The organism is Pseudooceanicola aquaeponti (assembly GCF_050897975.1).
Lineage (GTDB): Bacteria > Pseudomonadota > Alphaproteobacteria > Rhodobacterales > Rhodobacteraceae > Pseudooceanicola.
On sequence record NZ_JBPAXY010000007.1, the window covers coordinates 193774 to 208871 of the forward strand.

Genomic DNA, 15098 nt, shown 5'->3' on the forward strand with positions numbered 1-15098 from the left:
CTTGAAGGACCAGACCATGAGCACATCGGCGGGCTTTGTCGCCCTGATCGGAGAGCCCAATGCGGGCAAGTCGACCCTGACCAACCGCATGGTCGGCGCCAAGGTGTCGATCGTGACCCACAAGGTGCAGACCACCCGCGCCCGCATTCGCGGCGTGGCGATGGAGGGCGAGGCGCAGCTGGTCTTCGTCGATACGCCGGGCCTCTTCCGTCCGCGCCGCCGCCTGGACCGCGCCATGGTCGCCGCCGCCTGGGGGGGCGCTGCCGATGCCGACGTGATCGTCCTGCTGATCGAGGCGCATCGCGGCATCACCCCGGGGGTCGAGAAGATCCTGGAAGGTCTCGACAAGCTGCCCAAGGGCCGCAAGGTCGCCCTGGCGATCAACAAGATCGACCGGGTGGAATCCCCCGTGCTGCTGGCCCTGACCGACGAGATGAACAAGCGCTATCCCTTCGAGGAGACCTTCATGATCTCCGCCGAGAAGGGCCATGGGGTGCAGGCGTTGCGCCTGTGGCTGGCGGGTGAGATGCCCGAGGGCCCCTGGCTTTACCCCGAGGATCAGATCGCCGACCTGCCGATGCGCATGATCGCCGCCGAGATCACCCGCGAGAAGCTGACCCTGCGCCTGCATCAGGAGCTGCCCTATCAGCTGACCGTCGAGACCGAACACTGGGAAGAGCGTAAGGACGGCTCTGCCCGGATCGACCAGATGGTCTATGTCAGCCGCGATGGCCACAAGGGGATCGTGCTGGGCAAGAAGGGCGAGACGATCAAGGCCGTCAGCAAGGCCGCCCGCGAGGAGCTGGAAGAGTTCCTGGGTCGCAAGGTGCACCTGTTCCTACAGGTGAAGCTGCGCGAGAACTGGTTGGAAGAGGCCGAGCGCTATTCCGAGATGGGCCTGGATTTCAAGGACGGCAACGCCTGATCCACTGGTCCCTGATCCACTGGTCGTCGCGCCCGGCATGACGGTTGGGTGGGGGCTCTGCCCCCTCTTGAGCCCTCGCGGGCTCTTCCGGGGCTCCGCCCCTTCTCCGCTGAAATCGTCCACTGGACGATTTCCGGGACGCGGCTCAGCCCCCGGGATACTTTTTGGCAATGAGAAGAGAGGGTGCCGGGCGCAGGGAGCGGGCCGGGGGCTCGGGTTTGCTGGCGCGTGTGTTGCAGGGGTCAGGCGCGGCTTTCGGCGGCGGCGCGTTTGGCGCGGCGGCGGGCGGCGATGCGCCACCACAGCACGCCAATCAGCAGCACCACCACGCCCGCGGCGTGCAGCCCCGCGCCGGTCAGGCCGGGGACGAGGCCCGTCAGGAAGGCGCCGGCGCCTGCAAGGCCCAGAGCGATGAGGATCATTGCGGGTATCGGCATGGTCGCTCCTTCCGGTGGGGCCGAGGGGTGTCCGGTACGGGACGGGGTCGGCCGGGCGCAGCCTAGGGGCGAAATCGGACGAAAGAATGGCAGCGGCGGTGGCGGCTTGCGCGGCGGGGTCGGGCCATGTCAGGGAAGGGGCGCGGGCTGGGTCCCGGCCCCTGGTTGAGGAAAAGTGAGATGCGGCTGACCGCCCGGTTCTGGATTGATGCCTATCTGGCGCGGCTGCGGCTGGCCGATATTCCCGCCTTCGTCACCGCCCATGGCGATGACCATGCGGGCGCGGTTCTGGTAAAGCTGAACACCCTGGACGGGCAGGCGGTGCTGTATCAGCGCGGCTTCGACCTGGCCACCGGGGCGCGGCGCTGGTCGGTGCTGGCCGAGGGGGCCGAGGCAGAGGTGGATCAGGCGGCGGCGCGGCAGCGCGGTTTCGATCCCGATCTGTGGCTGGTCGAGGTCGAGGACCGCGCCGGGCGCCATCTGCTGGACGAGCCGGGGCTGGACTAGACTCCGCGCCGCAGCATCCGGGCCAGAAGCAGCAGGATCAGCCCGCCGCCCAGGAAGGCCAGGCCGATCATCCCAGACCAGACCGCCACCCCGTCCCAGCGGACCTGGCCAGGGTCGAGGAAGAAATAGGGATAGGTGCCATCGGCCCGGCCGCGCGCCAGGGCATAGCCGATATAGATCCCCGGCCAGCTGAGCCAGGCCAGGGCTGCCCAGGGGCGCAGCCGGTCCTTGCGCGCGAAGACCAGCCACCACAGGACCACGGCCACCGGCAGGGCCGTATGCAACCCGCGATCGGCCCAAAGGCCGAGGCCCGCCAGATCGTCCCGGGCCAGCAGCAGGTGATAGATCGCCCCGGTCATCCCCGACCACAGCGCCAGCCCGCCCAGCCACAGCCGGTGCGCGGCGCGCCCTGTGGCCGCCATTCCGGCAAAGCTGAGCAGGCCCAGCCCGGCGGTCAGCACGGTGAAATAGCGCAGCATGTGCCAGGCGGTGTCGAGCGGGCCATAGGCGGGGTGATCGGCGGCGGTGGCCAGGGCCTGGGCGCCGAGGGACACAAGCGCCAGAAGCGCGATCCCACGGGCCGCCATACGGGCGGGAGCGGACAGGGCGTTGGTGCGAAAATCCATGCGCCGGAAGCTGCGCCATCTTGCCCCGGGCCGCAACCCCGCCGATGATGTCATTGGCATGGAATGGCGCGAAGAAGGGATATTGCTGGCGGTCCGTCCGCATGGCGAAAGCGCGGTCATCGCCGAGGTGTTCACCGAAGCGCGGGGCCGCCATGCCGGGCTTGTGCGCGGCGGGGCCTCGCGCCGCATGGCGCCGCTGTTGCAGCCCGGTGCGCAGCTGGAGGTGACCTGGCGCGCCCGGCTGGAAGATCAGCTGGGCAATTTCACCGTCGAGCCGGTACGCTCGCGCGCCGCCCAGGCCCTGGGCGACCGGCTGGCCCTGGCCGGGCTAGGCGCCGTCTGTGCCCTGCTGTCCTTCGCCCTGCCAGAGCGGGAGGCCCACGGGCGCCTATATCGGCAGACCGAGCAGCTGCTGGATCTGCTGGAGCAGGCCGAGCTGTGGCCGCTGGCCTATCTTCGCTGGGAACTGGCGCTGCTGGAGGATACGGGCTTTGGCCTCGACCTGTCGGCCTGCGCGGTGACCGGGGCGACCGAGGGGCTGGAATTCGTCTCGCCCCGCACGGGGCGGGCGGTGACGCGGGCGGGCGCGGGGGACTATGCCGACCGGCTGTTGCCGCTGCCGCCGGTGCTGCGCGGCGAGGGGCTGGCGCCTGATGCCGAGGTGGTGGCGGGGCTGCGGGTGACCGGGCATTTCCTGGAAAACCACCTGGCGCCGGAGCTGGGCATGAAGCCCCTGCCCGAGGCGCGGGCCCGTCTGGTGCGGCTGATCGCGCGGCGCGTCGAAGGCGCGGGGGCTGCGCCCGGCTAGGGCTTGGCCCGGTGGCCCCGGCAGGCCCCGTGCGGTCGCGCAGGGGGCCGCCGGGGCGGGCTTTTCAAAGAGGGGGTTTCAGAAGACGGGAGGCAGAGCGCTGTGGCCCGCCTAGCGCAGGGCCAGGACCAGGTCGACCAGGGTGTCGAGGGGGGCGCTGTCGTCGCGGGCGCTGTCGTCCTGGCCGTCGATGATCTGCGGCAGGCCGATCTGGGCGGCGTAAAGCAGGCGGGCGATCTCGGGATTGGTGACCCCGATACGGGTCAGCAGGTCCTGAAGGTGGCCCAGGCGGGCCGCGTCGATCTGCGCCAGCGTCTCGGCGGCGGCGGCATCGGTGCGGGCCCAGGCGCGCATGGCGCATTCGGCCGCCGGATCGGTCGAGAAGCCGTCACGCACCAGCGCGTGCAGCTGTGCCACCGCTTCGGTCCGGTCCTCGGGCGCCTCGGCCAGCAGACCGCCGGCCTCGCTGCCCCAGAACTTCAGCAGCGCCTGGCGGAAGGCGGGAACATCGGGAAAATGCCAGTAGAAGGAGCCCTTGGTGGTCTCCAGCGTGCGGGCAAGGGGTTCAGCCTTCAGCGCTTCGGGACCGGCGGCGCTAAGGGCATCCAGACCGGCGCGAAGCCAATCGTCGGGGGAAAGTCGTGACCGTTTACTCATGGGTCAGAACGTACCGGAGCCACCGCAGGGCAGCAATCGCGAGGACAGACCTGTAGGGTCCTGAAACCGACAAATCCGAGCTTTTTGTCACGGAGTGAGCAAAAAATTGCCTATCTGTGCGGCATCTTTTCGGGGGCCGCCCTGCGGTGGCGCAGGGGCGATTGTCCTAGGACATATCATCGGCCCGGGGGACCGGCGCAGAGAGGGTCAGGGTCACCGGGGTGAGTCCCTCGATCCGGCCCCGCAGGGTCATCCCGGGGGTCACCGGGCCGACCCCCTCGGGGGTGCCGGTCAGCACCAGATCGCCCGGCCCCAGGGTGTAGAAGCCCGACAGATGCGCCAGCAGATGCGGCACGTCGTGGATCATCAGATCCAGGGTCGAGGATTGCCGCAGGGCGCCGTCTGCCTCCAGCGTGATGGCGCGTCCCTCCAGCGGGCCCAGATCGCCCGCGCGGGTCAGCGGGCCCAGCACCGCGCCCCCCTCGACGTCCTTGCCCAGATCCCAGGGCCGCTGCTTCTTGCGCTCGGCGATTTGCAGATCGCGCCGCGTCATGTCCAGGCCCACGCCGTAGCCATAGACCGCCGCCGCGGCCTCTTCGGGGCTGGCCTGGAACAGCGGCGCGCCCAGGGCGACCACCAGTTCGACCTCGTGGTGATAGTCGGCGGTGCCCGGCGGATAGGGCAGGGTGGCGCCCGACAGGGCCAGGTTGGCGGGCGACTTGGTGAAATAGAAGGGCTGCTCGGGCACCTCGTTGCCCATCTCGGCGGCATGGGCGGCATAGTTGCGCCCGACGCAGAAGATGCGGCGCACCGGGTAGCCCTGGACCTCGTCCAGGACGGGCAGGTCGGGAATGGGGGCGAGGTCGAACAGGGGCATGGGGGCGGTCCTTTGCGGCTTTGCCTCAGGGGTAGCGGCCTGCGCGACAGGCGGCAAGAGAGCTGCGCGGATGCTGGACAAGCGGCGGGGCATCGGGCCTCTTGGGGGAAACCGGCGATGGAGGTCCGCGATGGGACAAGAGCAGATTGCAAAGAGGATTGCCCAGGGGCGCGGCGACGCGCCCGCCGATCTGGTGCTGAAGGGTGGCCGGGTCTGGGACATGGTGACGGGGATGGAGATCCCCGGCGACGTGGCGATCTGCGGCGACCGCATCGTGGGAATCGGCGCGACCTACGACGGCACGCGCGAGATCGACGTCGCGGGAAAGCTCTTGGTGCCCGGCTTCATCGACACCCATCTGCATATCGAAAGCAGCATGGTGACCCCTTTCGAGTTCGACCGCTGCGTCGGCCCGCGCGGCGTGACCACGGCCATCTGCGACCCGCATGAGATCGCCAATGTGATCGGCGTCCCCGGCATCCGGTATTTCCAGGAGGCCGCGATGCGCACCCTGATGGATATCCGGGTGAACCTGTCGTCCTGCGTACCCTCGTCGCATATGGAAACTGCGGGCGCCGAGATCACCGCCGCCGACCTGGCGCCGTTGATGGGCCATCCCCAGGGGATCGGCCTGGCCGAGTTCATGAACTATCCCGGCGTGATCTTCCGCGACCCGGCCTGCCTGGACAAGCTGGCGCTCTTCGAGGGCGCCCATATTGACGGCCATTGCCCGCAGCTGTCGGGGCGCGACCTGAACGCCTATGTCGCCGCGGGCATCCGCACCGAGCACGAGGCGACCACGGCGGACGAGGGGCGCGAGAAGCTGCAAAAGGGGATGCGGGTGCTGATCCGCGAAGGCTCGGTGTCGAAGGATCTGCACGCGCTGCAACCGCTGCTGACCGAGGTGACCAGCGCCTATATGTGCCTGTGCACCGACGACCGGAACCCGCTGGACATCGGCGAGCATGGGCATCTGGATTACATGATCCGGGAACTGATCCGGCTGGGCTGCCCGCCCCTGGCGGTTTACCGCGCCGCCTCGCTGTCGGCGGCAGAGGCCTTTGGCCTGAAGGATCGCGGCCAGATTGCCCCGGGCAAGCGCGCCGATATCGTGGTGCTGGAGGATCCGGCGGACTGCCGCGCCGAGATGGTGCTGGCGGGGGGCGTGGTGGTCGATGATGCCGCCTTCGCCGCGCGGGATCTGATCGACCCGGTGGGGCGCCATTCGGTCAAGGCGCGCCAGGTCACCGGCGCCAACTTCCGCACCTCGGCCAACCATGAGGATACGGATGTGATCGGCATCGACGAGGGCCGCATCATCACCCGCCACCTGCACGAGGACATCGCCATTGTCGACGGCGACAAGCGCCCCGACATCTCGCGCGATCTGGTGAAGATCGCCGTGGTCGAACGGCACGGCAAGAACGGCAATATCGCCACCGGCTTCGTGAAGGGCTTCGGTTTGCAACGGGGCGCCATCGCTTCGACCGTCTGCCATGACCACCACAACATCGCCTGCGTCGGCGTCGACTACGACGACATGGCCCTGGCCGCCAACCGCCTGGGGCAGATCGAGGGCGGCTTTGTCGTGGTCGAGGGGGGCAAGGTCCTGGCCGAGGTCGCCCTGCCGGTGGCGGGGCTGATGAGCCTGGAGCCCTTCGAGGTGGTCCGCGACGCCCTGGTCGATCTGCGCGCCGCCGCCAAGGGGCTGGGGGTCACGCTGGAGGAACCCTTCCTGCAACTGGCCTTCCTGGCCCTGCCGGTGATTCCGGCGCTGAAGATCACCGATCGGGGCATGGTCGACGTCGAGAAGTTCGAGATCATTTCCTGATCTGATTTCGCTTAGCGGAAATTGTTTCCGCAAAACTTGACCCCCTCTGTCCGAGGGCCTAACGTCGCAGCCCAAGGAGGCGCGGCAGAGCGGTCGCGCGGGGAAAGAGGGAGAGTTCCATGCCCGATGGGGTAAGCGGAGAAAGCGTCGTCACGACAGAGGTCCTGGGCGACGTGGCGCTGGTGTGCATCGACAATCCGCCGGTAAATGCCAGCGGCCATGCGGTGCGGGTCGGGCTGGTCGAGGCGATCGAGGCGCTGAATGCGGCGGGCGAGGCCAAGGCCATTGCCATCTGGTGCGCCGGGCGCACCTTCATGGCGGGCGCCGACATTCGCGAGTTCGGCAAGCCGTCGCAACCGCCCGCGCTGCCGGACGTCTTCAACGTCATCGAGGGTAGCGCGATTCCAGTGGTGGCCGTGATGCATGGCACCGCCCTGGGCGGCGGGTTCGAACTGGGCCTGTGCTGTCACGCGCGGGTGGCCATCGCGGGGTCCAAGGTGGGTCTGCCCGAGGTGCTGATCGGCCTGCTGCCCGGCGCCGGCGGCACGCAGCGCCTGCCGCGTCTGGCGGGCATTCCCTTCGCCCTGGACATGTCCCTGTCGGGCCGCCAGGTGCCGGTGGAAGAGGCGGCGCAAGCTGGCGCCATCGACCGCGTGGTCACGGGCGAGCCCCGCGAGGTGGCGCTGGAGATGGCCCGCGCCGTGGTGGCGGGCGATCTGACCACCCGCCGCACCGACCAGATCGAGGCCGCCTATGACGCCGAGGCCCTGGCCCAGGCCAAGGCCGCCGCCCAGGCGAAGAACCCCAACCTGGTGAACCCGGTCAAATGCGTCGAGGCCATCGCCGCCTGCAACCTGCCCCTGACCGAGGGGCTGAAGGTCGAACGCCAGTGTTTCCTCGACTGCATGGAGACCCCGCAGCGTGCCGGTCTGATCCACGCCTTCTTCGGCGAACGCGCCGTGTCGAACATCCCCGAGGCGAAAGGCTCCTCGCGTGAGGTGCAGACCGTCGGCGTGATCGGCGGCGGCACCATGGGGTCGGGCATCGCCACCGCCTGTCTCTCGGCGGGTCTGAACGTGGTGCTGGTCGAGGTCGCGCAAGAGGGCCTTGACCGGGGTGTTTCCACCATCGGCAAGAACCTCGATGGCGCGGTGAAGCGCGGCAAGATGAGCGCCGAGAAGAAGGACGCGGCCCTGGCCCGCCTGACGCCCGCGCTGGAGCTCGAGGCGCTGGCCGAGGTCGATCTGGTGATCGAGGCCGTCTTCGAGAAGATGGAGGTCAAGCGCGAGATCTTCGGCAAGCTGGATGCGATCTGCAAACCCGGCGCCGTGCTGGCCTCGAACACCTCTTACCTCGACATCAACGAGATCGCGGCGGCCACCTCGCGCCCCGCCGACGTGCTGGGCCTGCATTTCTTCAGCCCCGCCCATGTGATGCGCCTGCTGGAGATCGTCCAGGGCGCGGCCACGGCGCCGGATGTGCTGGCCACCGGGTTCGCGCTGGCGAAAAAGCTGAAGAAGGTCGGCGTTCTGGCTCAGGTCTGCGACGGGTTCATCGGCAACCGGATCCTGGCCCATTACGGCCTCTGTTCCGGCTATCTGGTGCTGGATGGCGCCTCGCCGCAGCAGGTGGATGCCGCGCTTGAGGGCTTCGGCTTTGCCATGGGCCCCTACAAGGTCAGCGATCTGGCGGGCCTCGACATCGGCTGGATGACGCGCAAGCGCAAGGCCGACAGCCGTGACCCGGCGGAACGCTATGCGGGCCATATCCCTGACCGGATCTGCGAAGAGGGCTGGTTCGGGCGCAAGACCGGAAAGGGCTATTACCTCTATGACGCCGGCGCCCCGGTGCCCAATCCCGAGGTGGCCGCGATCATTGACAGCGTCCGCGCCGAACAGGGCATCACGCCGCGCGATTTCACCGACCAGGAGATCGTCGATCGCTACATGACGGCGATGATCACCGAGGCCGCCCGCGTGGTCGAGGATGGCACCGCCAAGCGCCCCCTCGACGTCGATATGGTCTTCCTCTTCGGCTACGGCTTCCCCCGCTTCCGCGGCGGGCCGCTGCACTACGCCGATACCCTGGGCGCGGCGGAAATCGTCGCCCGGATCGAGCGCTACGCCGAGGAAGACCCGCATTACTGGCAGGTGCCCGACATCCTGCGCCGCATGGCGGCCGAGGGCAGCAGCTTTGCCGATTTGAACAAGTCTTGACTGGGGATAAGACATGGATCTGAGTTTCACAGCCGAAGAACAGGCCTTCCGCGAAGAGGTGCGTGCCTTCTTCGCCGCTAACCTGCCCGAGGACATCCGCGACGCCGTCCGCAAGGGGGGCGAGCTGACCAAGGACATCATGGACCGCTACCATGCGCTGCTGAACGCAAAGGGCTGGCTGGCCACCACCTGGCCCGAGGAATTCGGCGGCACCGGCTGGTCGCCGGTCGAGCGGCACATCTTCGAGGAAGAGGCCTGCCGCGCCTATGCGCCGCGCATCGTGCCCTTTGGCCTGGCCATGCTGGGCCCGGTGCTGATGCAGTTCGGCTCGGCCGAGCAGCAGCAGGAATATCTGCCGCGCATCCTGTCGGGCGAGGATTGGTGGTGCCAGGGCTATTCCGAACCGGGCGCCGGGTCGGACCTGGCCTCGCTGAAGACCCGCGCGGTGCGCGACGGTGATCACTACGTCATCAACGGCCAGAAAACCTGGACGACGCTGGGCCAGCACGCCAACCGCATCTTCTGCCTGGTGCGCACGGACCCTGAGGTGAAGCAACAAAAGGGCATCAGCTTTATTCTGGTCGACCTGGACACGCCCGGGATCGAAATGCGCCCGATCAAGCTGATCGAGGGCGGGCACGAGGTGAACGAGGTCTTCTTTACCGACGTCCGCGTGCCGGTGGAAAACCTGGTCGGCGAAGAGAACATGGGCTGGACCATCGCCAAGTTCCTGCTGACCCATGAACGGACCAATATCGCCGGGGTCGGCTTCTCGATGCAGTCGCTGGAAGAGGTCAAGGCCCTGGCCCGGCAGGTGATGCGCAACGGCAAGCCCTTGATCGAGGATCCGCTTTTCGCCGCCCGCGTGGCCCAGGTGGAGATCGACCTGGAGGCGATGAAGATCACCAACCTTCGGATGCTCTACAAGGCGCAGCAACAGGGCGCGCCGGGGCCGGAAACCTCGATCCTGAAGATCAAGGGGACGGTCATCGCGCAAGAGCTGAAGGATCTGGCGCGTCGGGCGCTCGGGCCCGCGGCGGCGCCCTTCCCGGGCACGCTCTCGGCCAACTTCGGCCCCGCGCCGGACGAGGCGGCGCACAATGCGGCACGCTATTTCAACAACCGCAAGACCTCGATCTACGGTGGATCCAACGAGATCCAGCGCAACATCCTGACCAAGACCATGCTGGAGCTGTAACGATGGATTTCTCTCTGACCGAAGACCGGCAGATGCTGTCGGACAGCCTGACCCGCTACCTGCGCGAGAAATACCCGATGGAGGCGCGCAATGCCGCAGCCTATGCCGCGCCCTTCCATGCGCCGGCCCATTGGGAGGGCCTCAGCGAGCTGGGCGCGCTCTTTGCCCTGGCCCCGGAAGAGGCCGGCGGCTTCGGCGGCAGCGGCTTTGACATCTCGGTGGTCTTCGAGGCCCTGGGCGGTGCGCTCTGCCCCGAGCCGGTGCTGGCCGCGCTCATGGCCTCGCGCCTGCTGAAGGCGGCGGATGAGGACCAGGAGGCGCTCTTGTCGGGCGCGGTGAGATATGCCGTGGCTATCGGCGAGATCGACGCCTGGTACGACCTGGGCGCCATCGAGACCCAGGCCGCGCCCTCGGGCGAGGGCCACGCGCTGACGGGCCGCAAATCGGTGGTCTATGGCGGCCAGGTGGCCGACAAGCTGCTGGTGGCGGCGCAGCTGGACGGCAAGGTGGCGCTTTTCGAGGTGGCGGCAGAGGCGGCCTCGATCACCGGCTACGCGATGATCGACGGCGGCGGCGCGGCCGAGGTGGTGTTGGAGGCGGCGCCCGCGCGCCTGCTGATCACCGATGCGGGCGCGGCCCTGGGGGACGCGGTCAACGCCGGGATCGTGGCGCTGTGTTCCGAGGCCGTGGGGGCGATGGATGCGCTTTATGCCATGACCCTGGACTATCTGCGCACCCGCAAGCAGTTCGGCGTGGCCATCGGCCAGTTCCAGGCGTTGCAACACCGTGCCGTCGACATGCTGACCGAGATCGAACAGGCCCGCTCGATCACCATCAAGGCGGCGGCAGAGCTGGGTGGTCCCGATGCCGGGCGCTATGCCTCGATGGCCAAGAACCTGATCGGCCGCGCCGGGCGTCTGGTGGCCGAAGAGGCGATCCAGATGCACGGCGGGATCGCCATGACCTGGGAATACCCCGGCTCGCACTATGCCAAGCGCCTGGTGATGATCGACGCCCAGCTGGGCGATACCGATTACCACCTGTCCCGCGTGATGGCCGCCTGACCCAAGGCCGGGGGCTCTGCCCCCGGACCCCCGGAGTATTTCCGGCCCAGTGAAAGAGCAGGAGGTGCCAGCGAGGCGCCCGGCTTCCGCCTCCCTGCGGTTCCAACCTCTCGATTGCAAAAGTCCGGCACTCTCTTGGGCCCGTCTCGCTCTTTCACTGGGCCAAAAGTACTCCGGGGGAGACCGCCGCAGGCGGGCGGGGGCAGAGCCCCCTTCCACTTAACCGGGCAGGCCCTCGTGGCGCCCGGTCTTGTAGGGCGTCCAGTCGGTGATCTCTGGGTAGTACATCTGCCGCCACAGCCGCACGCGCGGGTTCATCCGGCGGCGCCACAGCGGCGGGATCATCGCCAGCATGGTCATCAGCGGATAGCCGTGCGGCAGTTCGGGTGCCTCGCCGTCGGTGTAGGTTTGCAACAGCGGGAAGCGGCGGTCGGGTTTGTAGTGATGATCCGAATGGCGTTGCAGGTTGATCAGCAGCCAGTTGGTTGCCGTGTGCGAGGCGTTCCAGCTGTGATGCGGTTTGACATGTTCGAACTTGCCGTTGCCGAGGTATTTTCGCGTTAGCCCGTAGTGTTCAACGTAGTTGGTCAGCTCCAGCATCCAGACCGCGATGAAGGCCTGGTAGAGGAACAGAAGCAGCCCCGGCAGCCCGCCAAGGATCAGCGCGATCAGCAGCATTGCCCCTTGCAGCGCGGCGTAGCGCCAGAAGGGGTTGCGGCGGTCGGTGGGTGGCAGGTCCTTGCGTTTCAGCCGCGCCACCTCGGCGTTCCAGGCAGAGCGCGGGCAGTCGCGCAGCACGCGCCAGAAATACCGCGGGAAGCTTTCATTATAGTGCGCGGTTACCGCATCGCGCGGGGTGCCGACGGCCACGTGATGGACCAGCAGGTGTTCGCTGCGGAAATGGGAATACAGCGTCATCGCCAGCAGGATGTCGGCCAGCCAGCGCTCGCGCTTGTTGGTCTGGTGCATCAGTTCGTGGCTGTAGACGATGCCGATGGCGCCGCACATCAGGCCTATGCCGTAGAACAGCACGATCACCTCCAGAAGGCCCAGGGTTTCCGTCTGGCGGGTGTACCAGATCGCCCAGAACAGGGTGACGAATTGCACCGGCGCCCAGATCAGGGTGATAGCGCGATACCACAGCAGATCCTCTTCGCCGGTCTCGGGATCGGCGTTTTCGGTGTTCAGACCCAACAGGCGGTCCAGGACCGAGAAGAGGCCCAGCCCGTAAAGCGGCGGCAACAGCACCGTCCAGCCGCCGCAGACCGTGCCGATGACGATCAGCGGCACCATCAGCAGCGACAGCCAGAAGGGCGCCGCGCGGCGGAAACTGGAGAGATCTTGCGAAGTGCTCATCATTTGCCCTCCTGGGGCGAGACGCGCGTCAGGTCCCGACTATGAACCTGTCGCGGGCCAGGTCAAATGCCTTTCTCATCACCGTGGGCAGATCCGAGGGGCGGAACTGCTCGGGCCGCAGGAACTGCCCGCGTTCGGGGTTGGCGCCCTGGGGCACCTCGGCCAGGCGGACCTGAAGACGCAGGTGAAAGTGGGTGAAGGTGTGCAGGGCCTCGCCCTCTGCCTGCCGCCAGTCGGCGGCCAGTGGCGGGTCATGGGCGGGCAGCTCTTCGGCCCAGTCCGAGCCGGGCCAGCCAAGCATCCCGCCCAGCAGGCCCTTGTCGGGGCGGGTTTCCAAGAGGAAGGCACCATCGGCGCGGCGCGCGATATAGGCCACGCCCAGCCGGGTGGGTTTGGGCTTCTTCGGGGTCTTCTTGGGCAGCTCGGCGGCGGTGCCGGCGGCGCGGGCGGCGCAGGGCTCCATCCAGGGGCAGAGACCGCAGGCGGGGGACCGCGGCGTGCAGATCGTGGCGCCCAGGTCCATCACCGCCTGGGCATAGTCGCCGGGGCGGTCCTTGGGCGTCATCTGCGCGGCCTTCTCGGTCAGCTCGGGCTTGGCGGCGGGCAGGGGGGTGTGGATGTCGAAAAGACGCGCCATGACCCGTTCGACATTGCCGTCCACCACCGTTTCGGCCCGGTTGAAGGCGATCGAGGCGATGGCGGCGGCGGTATAGGGGCCGATGCCGGGCAGCTTCAGCAGCGCCTCGCGGCTGTCGGGAAAGCGCCCGCCATGGTCGGCCACCACCACCCGGGCGCATTTCAGCAGGTTGCGGGCGCGGGCGTAATAGCCCAGCCCCGCCCATTCGCCCATCACCCGCGCATCCTCGGCCGCCGCCAGATCCTGCACCGTCGGCCAGAGGGTGGTAAACCGGGTGAAATACTCCTTCACCGCGGCCACCGTGGTCTGCTGCAACATCACCTCGGACAGCCAGATGTGATAGGGATCGGGGCGGTGGCCCGCGCGGCTTTGCGCGGGCGGCACCCGCCAGGGCAGGGCCCTTGCGTGGCGGTCGTACCAGGAAAGCAAAGCTGCCGCTTGCGCCGTGTCACGCATTCTTTATGCCTCGTCAGGGGCGGGCGCGGCCTTTCACATTGGCGCGCCCGGTTCCGCTGACTAGAATAGCGCTGGCCCGGGGGATGCAACCCTTCGGCCAGGATGAAACCCCGCCCGGTGCCCCGATGACAGCGAAAGGCCCGACCCAATGGCGCGACGCGCGACCTCGACCTATGGTTTCAAGCGGACCTATGGCCTGCTGGAGACCCGCATCCGCAAGGCCGGCGAGGCCCGCGGCTTTGCCGTGTCGCGGCTGCTGACCCATTGGGAAGAGATCGTGGGCGCCGACATGGCTGCCATGGCCCGCCCGGTCGAGGTGAAATACGGCCGGGGCTCGATGGGGGCGACGCTGGTCCTGCTGACCACCGGCGCCCATGCCCCGGTGCTGGAGATGGAAAAGGAACGCCTGCGCGCCAAGGTCAACGGCGTCTATGGCTATAACGCCATTTCCCGCGTGCGCATTACCCAGACCGCGCGGACCGGCTTCGAGGAAGGCCGCGTGGCCTTCGAGCGCAGCCAGGCCAGCTATACCCCGCCGCCCCCGCCGCCCGAGGTGGTCGCCCGCGCCCATGAGGTGGCCGAGGGCATCGCCGATAGCGGCCTGAAAGATGCGCTGGAGCGGCTGGCACAGAATGTTTTGAGCAAGACACACAGGACTTGAGAAAGGACGACCCATAATGGATCGCAGGTTCCTCATCGGAGGCGGCGCCGCCGTCGTCGTGGCAGCCGCCGGGGGCGGTTACTGGTACATGAACCGCCCCGCCGAGGCGCAGACCCAGGTGAACGCCGGGGCGGCCAGCCCCGAATTGGACGAGATCGACACCTCTTCGGTGGTCGAGATGGTTCTGGGCGCCGAGGATGCGCCGGTGACGATGGTGGAATACGCCTCTTTCACCTGCCCCCATTGCGCCGATTTCCACGAGCGCGTCTTTAACCGGCTGAAGGTGGATTACATCGACACCGGCAAGGTGCGTTTCATCTACCGCGATGTCTATTTCGACCGTTACGGCCTCTGGGCCTCGATGATCGCGCGCTGCGCGGGCCCCGAGAAGTTCTTTGGCCTGGCGGGGATGTTCTACAAGTCGCAGAACACCTGGCTGCGTGGCGCCGAAAGCGAGGCGCAGATCGCCGACAACCTGCGCAAGATCGGGCGCCTGGCGGGCATGGAAGATGCCACGCTGGAGGAATGCCTGAACGACGTCACCCTGGCCCGGACCCTGACCGCCTGGTATCAGAAGAACGCCCAGGCCGACGAGATCAACGCCACGCCCACCCTGCTGATCGACGGCGAGAAGCATTCCAACATGACCTATGCCGATTTGCAGGAAATCCTGGACGGCAAGCTGGGCGGCTGAAGTGGGGCCCAAGAGCGTTCACGCTCGTCTCTAGTGGTCGCGAGGGCTGCGCCCTCGCACGTAGAAGGAAGCGGGGGGCCAGCCCCCCGCACCACGCCTTTTAGCGGGGGGCCAGCCCCCCGCACCCCCCGGGATATTTTCAGCAATG

Annotated in this window: 15 protein-coding genes; 9 read left to right on the plus strand and 6 right to left on the minus strand. The window is 67.9% G+C overall.

Features of this window, described 5'->3' with window-relative positions:
• Positions 1-16 precede the first annotated feature (16 nt).
• On the plus strand, positions 17-925 hold the full coding sequence (era, locus tag ACRARE_RS18130) for a GTPase Era (protein WP_432657874.1): 909 nt from the start codon (positions 17-19) through the stop codon (positions 923-925).
• A 242-nt stretch (positions 926-1167) separates the two neighbouring features.
• On the opposite strand, the gene ACRARE_RS18135 is transcribed toward era, so the two are convergent.
• Positions 1168-1362: a hypothetical protein gene (locus ACRARE_RS18135; RefSeq protein WP_432657875.1), complete on the minus strand. Its 195-nt coding sequence runs from the start codon at positions 1360-1362 to the stop codon at positions 1168-1170.
• A gap of 180 nt (positions 1363-1542) precedes the next feature.
• On the opposite strand from ACRARE_RS18135, the gene ACRARE_RS18140 reads away from it, so the two are divergent.
• The gene (locus ACRARE_RS18140; protein WP_432657876.1) at positions 1543-1869 is read left to right on the plus strand and encodes a DUF1491 family protein; all 327 of its coding nucleotides are present in this window, start codon (positions 1543-1545) and stop codon (positions 1867-1869) included.
• Here ACRARE_RS18140 and ACRARE_RS18145 read toward each other — a convergent pair.
• Entirely contained in the window at positions 1866-2495 is a 630-nt protein-coding gene (locus tag ACRARE_RS18145; protein ID WP_432657877.1) for a Pr6Pr family membrane protein, read from the minus strand. The genes ACRARE_RS18140 and ACRARE_RS18145 overlap by 4 nt on opposite strands.
• Before the next feature lie 58 nt (positions 2496-2553).
• On the opposite strand from ACRARE_RS18145, the gene recO reads away from it, so the two are divergent.
• Positions 2554-3303 (plus strand): DNA repair protein RecO, encoded by a 750-nt coding sequence (recO, locus tag ACRARE_RS18150; protein ID WP_432658059.1) that lies wholly within the window; start codon positions 2554-2556, stop codon positions 3301-3303.
• A gap of 111 nt (positions 3304-3414) precedes the next feature.
• Here recO and ACRARE_RS18155 read toward each other — a convergent pair whose 3' ends face one another.
• Together ACRARE_RS18155 and ACRARE_RS18160 are read right to left on the minus strand one after the other, a co-directional pair.
• On the minus strand, positions 3415-3960 hold the full coding sequence (locus ACRARE_RS18155; RefSeq protein WP_432657878.1) for a TetR/AcrR family transcriptional regulator: 546 nt from the start codon (positions 3958-3960) through the stop codon (positions 3415-3417).
• A 166-nt stretch (positions 3961-4126) separates the two neighbouring features.
• On the minus strand, positions 4127-4837 hold the full coding sequence (locus ACRARE_RS18160; RefSeq protein ID WP_432657879.1) for a fumarylacetoacetate hydrolase family protein: 711 nt from the start codon (positions 4835-4837) through the stop codon (positions 4127-4129).
• Between the two features lie 130 nt (positions 4838-4967).
• Here ACRARE_RS18160 and ade point away from each other — a divergent pair, with 130 nt between their 5' ends.
• From ade to ACRARE_RS18180, 4 genes are all read left to right on the plus strand, one after another.
• The gene (gene ade, locus ACRARE_RS18165) at positions 4968-6668 is read left to right on the plus strand and encodes an adenine deaminase (protein ID WP_432657880.1); all 1701 of its coding nucleotides are present in this window, start codon (positions 4968-4970) and stop codon (positions 6666-6668) included.
• Positions 6669-6787: 119 nt separating this feature from the next.
• On the plus strand, positions 6788-8884 hold the full coding sequence (locus ACRARE_RS18170) for a 3-hydroxyacyl-CoA dehydrogenase NAD-binding domain-containing protein (protein WP_432657881.1): 2097 nt from the start codon (positions 6788-6790) through the stop codon (positions 8882-8884).
• A 13-nt stretch (positions 8885-8897) separates the two neighbouring features.
• A complete protein-coding gene (locus ACRARE_RS18175) occupies positions 8898-10082 on the plus strand; it encodes an acyl-CoA dehydrogenase family protein (RefSeq protein ID WP_432657882.1) in 1185 nt (394 codons plus the stop codon).
• Positions 10083-10084: 2 nt separating this feature from the next.
• Positions 10085-11146 carry an acyl-CoA dehydrogenase family protein gene (locus ACRARE_RS18180; RefSeq protein WP_432657883.1) on the plus strand — a complete coding sequence of 354 codons (1062 nt, stop codon included), beginning with the start codon at positions 10085-10087 and terminating at the stop codon, positions 11144-11146.
• Positions 11147-11365: 219 nt separating this feature from the next.
• Here ACRARE_RS18180 and ACRARE_RS18185 read toward each other — a convergent pair whose 3' ends face one another.
• A complete protein-coding gene (locus ACRARE_RS18185; protein WP_432657884.1) occupies positions 11366-12505 on the minus strand; it encodes an alkane 1-monooxygenase in 1140 nt (379 codons plus the stop codon).
• Between the two features lie 25 nt (positions 12506-12530).
• Positions 12531-13595 carry an A/G-specific adenine glycosylase gene (mutY, locus tag ACRARE_RS18190; protein WP_432657885.1) on the minus strand — a complete coding sequence of 355 codons (1065 nt, stop codon included), beginning with the start codon at positions 13593-13595 and terminating at the stop codon, positions 12531-12533.
• 148 nt (positions 13596-13743) lie between these two features.
• Between mutY and ACRARE_RS18195 the strand changes: the two genes are divergently transcribed.
• A complete protein-coding gene (locus tag ACRARE_RS18195) occupies positions 13744-14256 on the plus strand; it encodes a DUF721 domain-containing protein (RefSeq protein WP_432657886.1) in 513 nt (170 codons plus the stop codon).
• A 16-nt stretch (positions 14257-14272) separates the two neighbouring features.
• Positions 14273-14950, plus strand: coding sequence for a DsbA family protein (locus ACRARE_RS18200; RefSeq protein WP_432657887.1), 678 nt, complete (start codon positions 14273-14275; stop codon positions 14948-14950).
• The last annotated feature ends 148 nt before the right edge of the window (positions 14951-15098 follow it).

Coding starts and splice junctions, on each gene's coding strand:
- ACRARE_RS18195 (WP_432657886.1), top strand. CDS start 13,744: ATGGCGCGACGCGCGACCTCGACCTATGGTTTCAAGCGGACCTATGGC.
- ACRARE_RS18185 (WP_432657884.1), bottom strand. CDS start 12,505: ATGATGAGCACTTCGCAAGATCTCTCCAGTTTCCGCCGCGCGGCGCCC.
- ade (WP_432657880.1), top strand. CDS start 4,968: ATGGGACAAGAGCAGATTGCAAAGAGGATTGCCCAGGGGCGCGGCGAC.
- era (WP_432657874.1), top strand. CDS start 17: ATGAGCACATCGGCGGGCTTTGTCGCCCTGATCGGAGAGCCCAATGCG.
- ACRARE_RS18135 (WP_432657875.1), bottom strand. CDS start 1,362: ATGCCGATACCCGCAATGATCCTCATCGCTCTGGGCCTTGCAGGCGCC.
- ACRARE_RS18160 (WP_432657879.1), bottom strand. CDS start 4,837: ATGCCCCTGTTCGACCTCGCCCCCATTCCCGACCTGCCCGTCCTGGAC.
- ACRARE_RS18170 (WP_432657881.1), top strand. CDS start 6,788: ATGCCCGATGGGGTAAGCGGAGAAAGCGTCGTCACGACAGAGGTCCTG.
- ACRARE_RS18180 (WP_432657883.1), top strand. CDS start 10,085: ATGGATTTCTCTCTGACCGAAGACCGGCAGATGCTGTCGGACAGCCTG.
- recO (WP_432658059.1), top strand. CDS start 2,554: ATGGAATGGCGCGAAGAAGGGATATTGCTGGCGGTCCGTCCGCATGGC.
- ACRARE_RS18155 (WP_432657878.1), bottom strand. CDS start 3,960: ATGAGTAAACGGTCACGACTTTCCCCCGACGATTGGCTTCGCGCCGGT.
- ACRARE_RS18200 (WP_432657887.1), top strand. CDS start 14,273: ATGGATCGCAGGTTCCTCATCGGAGGCGGCGCCGCCGTCGTCGTGGCA.
- mutY (WP_432657885.1), bottom strand. CDS start 13,595: ATGCGTGACACGGCGCAAGCGGCAGCTTTGCTTTCCTGGTACGACCGC.
- ACRARE_RS18140 (WP_432657876.1), top strand. CDS start 1,543: ATGCGGCTGACCGCCCGGTTCTGGATTGATGCCTATCTGGCGCGGCTG.
- ACRARE_RS18145 (WP_432657877.1), bottom strand. CDS start 2,495: ATGGATTTTCGCACCAACGCCCTGTCCGCTCCCGCCCGTATGGCGGCC.
- ACRARE_RS18175 (WP_432657882.1), top strand. CDS start 8,898: ATGGATCTGAGTTTCACAGCCGAAGAACAGGCCTTCCGCGAAGAGGTG.